The 4,723-nt window shown below is 34.7% G+C and carries 5 protein-coding genes; 3 read left to right on the top strand and 2 right to left on the bottom strand.

Going from position 1 to position 4,723, the window contains the following annotated elements; translation table 11 throughout:
* Positions 1–254 precede the first annotated feature (254 nt).
* Genes BN338_RS03910 through BN338_RS03900 form a run of 3 tightly spaced genes read left to right on the top strand, consistent with a single transcriptional unit; the run spans position 255 to position 1,986 of the window.
* Positions 255–815 carry a thermonuclease family protein gene (locus BN338_RS03910; RefSeq protein ID WP_039759231.1) on the top strand — a complete coding sequence of 187 codons (561 nt, stop codon included), beginning with the start codon at positions 255–257 and terminating at the stop codon, positions 813–815.
* Between the two features lie 28 nt (positions 816–843).
* A complete protein-coding gene (locus BN338_RS03905) occupies positions 844–1,473 on the top strand; it encodes a uracil-DNA glycosylase family protein (RefSeq protein WP_039759219.1) in 630 nt (209 codons plus the stop codon).
* 21 nt (positions 1,474–1,494) lie between these two features.
* Positions 1,495–1,986 carry an Lrp/AsnC family transcriptional regulator gene (locus BN338_RS03900; RefSeq protein WP_039759218.1) on the top strand — a complete coding sequence of 164 codons (492 nt, stop codon included), beginning with the start codon at positions 1,495–1,497 and terminating at the stop codon, positions 1,984–1,986.
* Between the two features lie 29 nt (positions 1,987–2,015).
* On the opposite strand, the gene cobT is transcribed toward BN338_RS03900, so the two are convergent.
* Positions 2,016–3,023: a nicotinate-nucleotide--dimethylbenzimidazole phosphoribosyltransferase gene (cobT, locus tag BN338_RS03895; RefSeq protein WP_039759216.1), complete on the bottom strand. Its 1,008-nt coding sequence runs from the start codon at positions 3,021–3,023 to the stop codon at positions 2,016–2,018.
* Positions 3,024–3,416: 393 nt separating this feature from the next.
* Entirely contained in the window at positions 3,417–4,400 is a 984-nt protein-coding gene (gene dusA / locus BN338_RS03890; protein WP_039759214.1) for a tRNA dihydrouridine(20/20a) synthase DusA, read from the bottom strand.
* Positions 4,401–4,723 lie beyond the last annotated feature (323 nt).

Below are 4,723 nucleotides of genomic sequence, written 5' to 3'. Positions count from 1 at the left end.
TTCGGGAGACTGTTTTTTTGTATCTTAAAAAATTTACTTTAAAATCTGTACAACTTTAAATTTGGATGTTTTATATAAATTTAGCTGAGTTGATTTATTTTTTAAGTTGCTTAAATATTATACTGCATGGGTATTTGATTGTTGTGATACTGATAAAAATTTTATCATTAAAACGGAATGTTATTTTATCGTGTGAATGAAATTTTTGAAAGAATTATAAACAATACATAATGATAGTAGCAGTTTCTTATTTCATGAAAAAAGTTCTTTCTCATTTTAATCTAAGAAGCTTAAAAGAAATTATTGGTTTTAGTATTTTTATCGCTGCTAGCATTCTTATAATTGTGGCAACTTATTTTAAGCAGACTCGGCCTTTACCCCAAAAAGAAAAAATCTCTTCTCAAAATTATGTTGAAGGAAAAGCATCAATTATTGATGGCGATTCCATCATGATTTCCTCCATTAAGATTCGACTGTTTGGAATTGATGCTCCTGAACTCCATCAATTTTGTGGAAAAAAAGATGCACGATACCCTTGTGGACTTGAGGCAAAAAAATATTTGGAACAACTACTCGAAAATCAAAATGTCACATGTCACTGGCATAAAACAGATAAATATCGCCGTATCCTTGCAACATGTCAAACAAAACAAGTTAGAAATATCAACGCAACGCTCGTACGAAATGGTTGGGCTGTAAGCTATTATGAATACCCCAAAGAAGAGCAAGAAGCCAGAAGGAAAAAAAAGGGAATATGGGCATCAAGTTTTCAACGACCCAAAGAATGGCGCAAGGCAAATCCCCGCATAGAATAAGAAAAGTATTTTTAAATTTTATTGAGCAATGAAACAATGTAATCATATTATCAAACTTGAAAAAAAAATCTATTCCTGTCGGATTTGTATCCAACAACCACATTATTTTCCTCCTCTTCCTCATGAACCAAATCCCGTCGTTTATTTATCTGATACAGCTTTGATTGCAATTGCAGGACAAGCACCAGGATTGCGTGTCCATGAAACATCTATCCCTTTTAATGATCGTTCAGGCGAAAGACTACGTGATTGGCTTAATGTCACGAAAGAAGAATTTTATAATAGATCTCTCTTTGCACTTGTTCCTATGGGATTTTGTTTTCCAGGATATGACAAAAATAAAGCTGATTTGCCACCAAGACGTGAATGTCGAGAAATTTGGCATGAAAAGATATTTCAAGCGATGCCTCAAATAAAACTTGTTCTTGCTATTGGAAGTTATGCGCAAAAGTGGCATATTACAGAATTAAAACATAAAACTGTTTCAGCAACCGTTCGTGATTGGAGAAATATCCTTTCCATCCCCCAACCTCGTGGCTATAATGTTATGCCTTTGCCTCATCCATCATGGCGAAATACTTCTTGGTTACAGAAAAATTCATGGTTTAGCGATGAGCTTATTGTATATTTGCGTTGTTTAGTGCGTAAGTTTTTATAAATTAAAATATTGAGAAAAAATATGGATCGTCTTGACCGAAAAATTTTACATCTTTTGCAAGAAAATGCGACACTTTCTGTCGCTGATATTGCTAAAAAAGTTGGACTTTCAACGACTCCTTGCTGGCGTAGAATTCAAAAACTTGAAGAAGATGGTGTTATTCAGCGTCGCGTTGCTGTTCTTTCTCCAGAAAAAGTAAATGCACGTGTCACAGTTTTTGTTTCTATTCGCACAAATACACATAGTCATGAATGGTTTAAGCGTTTTTCAAAAATTGTGCAAGAATTCCGTGAAGTCATTGAATTTTATCGAATGAGTGGAGATATTGACTATTTATTGCGTGTTGTTGTTCCCAATATTGAAGCTTATGATCTTTTTTATAAAAAATTAATTTCTAAAATTGACATCCGTGACGTCTCATCTTCTTTCGCAATGGAACAGATTAAATATACAACGGAACTTCCCCTTAATTATATTAAATTACATGAAAAGGTAAATGAGCAAAATTCTTAAGAGTTTTTTTATAGCTATCCCATTATCTTTTATGCGTTCAAACTTTCTTGGTTCAAAACCGCCATTTGCGCATGTGTTAAAACCGCAGCTTTGACAATACCAGCAGCCATAGCGGCTCCGGCTCCTTCACCAAGCCACATTTCCAAATCTAGAAGTGGTTCTTTGCCAATTTTTTTTAAAAGTTTACGATGCGCTTTCTCAGAAGAAACATGTCCAACAAGAACATGTTCAAGAGCCCTTGGATGCATTTTATAAAGGACCGCTGCAGCTGCTGTTGCAACAAAACTATCTAAAATAACGGGTATTTTTTCCATTCTTGCCGCTAAAATAGCACCAATCATGGCAGCGATTTCACGTCCTCCTAAGCGACGCATTATCTCAAAAGGATCATTAAAATGCTCCTTATGCAAAGAAATTGCTGTCTTAACCGCTGCTATTTTACGCTGATAAAAATCATCTCCTTCCCCCATACCATTTTCTGTCCACTCTTCAACTTCTCCACCAAATAATGCTACACATAAAGCTGAAGCTATTGTTGTGTTTCCAATCCCCATTTCACCAATACATAAAAGGTCTGTTCCACCAGCAATAGATTCCATTCCAAATGCCATTGTAGCAGCAGCACTCCGCTCATCCATTGCGGCATCCTTCGCAATATTCATTGTTGGATATTCCAATGCTAAATCAAAAATTTTTAATCCAAGATTATAGGCTATACAAATTTGGTTGATAGCAGAACCACCAGATGCAAAATTTTCTACTATTTTTCGTGTCATAGATTGTGGAAATGGTGTAACATTCTCCTCTACAATACCATGATTTCCAGAAAAAATGGCGACCAAAGGTCGCATTACAATAGGCTTTTCTGTCCCCCTCCACCCCGCATACCAAACAGCAATATCTCCCAATTTTCCTAATGCGCCTCGTACTTTTGTTAAGTTTTCTTGCCGTTTTTTTGCCAAAATTATAGAAAATTCATCAGCAACAGGTAAATTTGTAAGCAAAGCACGAAAATCATCAAATGGACTAACGGTCATGAGGATACCTTTTAAAATCTACAATGTTTAATGAAAATAACGTCATATATAGAGGGTATGAATAATTTATTGCTTTTTTAAACAGTGTTTTAAAAACGTTAAATATTATAAAAGTGATGATTTTGATATTATATTTTCTATTTCAATAACAAACATAAAAAATTCAAAATGTTATTAATATCTTATGACTACTTTTACAGTTATACCCTTAACCTATTTTTATTTAATAGGCATAATCGGCATGCTGTTTAATATATAAACTTCAACATTCTTATTCATAATAAAAGCTATAAGCTTCTCAAAACTATAAAATTGAAGTAAGAAAAATCATCGTGAAAAAATAAAATTGATAAATGCATCTAACTTTTAACATAATATTAAATCGTCTCGTTATTATTCAATGAGAGCAGAAAAAGCTTCTTTCAAAATATATATATCTGCGTTTGGTTTTGTCGCATCATTTGATAGTATTTGCCGCCATCGACGAGCCCCATCCCGCCCATGAAATAAACCAATCATATGACGCGTCACATGAGAAAGCCGTCCTCCCGAAGCAATATGTTGAGCCGCATAATCACACATAACCTCAATAAGATCACTTTCACTCAAATGATTCTGCAACTCACCATAGAGTTCAAAATCGATATGCTTTAACAAAGTTGGATCATGATAAACTTGTCGACCAACCATGACAGCATCACAGAAAGTCAAATGCTCTTTGATTTCATCAATAGATTTAATTCCACCATTTATCCCAATGAATTTATGAGGATATTGACGTTTTAATTTATAAACTCTTTCATAATTAAGAGGCGGAATATTGCGATTTTCTTTTGGACTTAATCCTTGTAGCCAAGCCTTGCGGGCATGTATCCAGAGAGCATCGCAACCAGCATTCCAAACCTGATTAGCCAAAAGATCTAAGGCTAATTCTTCATCTTGTTCGTCCACTCCAATCCGACATTTGACAGTTACAGGTATAGTAACCACTTGTTTCATTGCCTCCACAGCATTTGCTACAATATCTGGATGTAACATCAAACAAGCCCCAAATGCTCCTGCTTGAACACGATTTGACGGGCAACCGACATTGAGATTTATCTCGTTATAGCCAAAATCTTCAGCAATGCGTGCAGCTTCTGCCAGCTCGTTGGGATCTGTCCCTCCTAGTTGTAATGCAACTGGACATTCTTCATGGTTAAAAGTCAACAATTTTTCGCGGATACCGTGAATGACAGCATCTGCTACCATCATTTCCGTATAAAGAAGTGTTTTTTTCGTTAAAAGACGATAAAAAAACCTACAATGTCGGTCTGTCCAGTCCAACATTGGTGCTACTGCAAATTTTACAGACGATGGAAGATTGTAAAATATCACGAGGGCACTACTCTCATATCCCCATAACTCTCCCTTTATATACAAAAAAAATACTTACTTTTAGTTTTTAGAAAGCTTTATTCTTATACGGCCATAAATATAATAATAGCTCCAATTATTCAATTGATATAAAAGCCTACTACAATCAATCATGCTAAAGTACAATATCGCACTTCTCATAGAGAAAAATAACGCTCAGATATATGAATATGAAAAAAGAAAGTTTCTCATTGTAATAAAAAACTCATTTGTAAGTCTTTCTGACGCCCATCAAACCTCTATCGATACATGATGTAGCATTGTTTTTAAGAAAATAAATGATA

Source organism: Bartonella queenslandensis AUST/NH15 (genome assembly GCF_000312585.1).
In the GTDB taxonomy this organism is placed as follows: Bacteria; Pseudomonadota; Alphaproteobacteria; order Rhizobiales; family Rhizobiaceae; genus Bartonella; species Bartonella queenslandensis_A.
The sequence above is the reverse complement of the archived record's forward strand: the minus strand, read 5'-3'. Positions and strand labels throughout refer to the sequence as shown.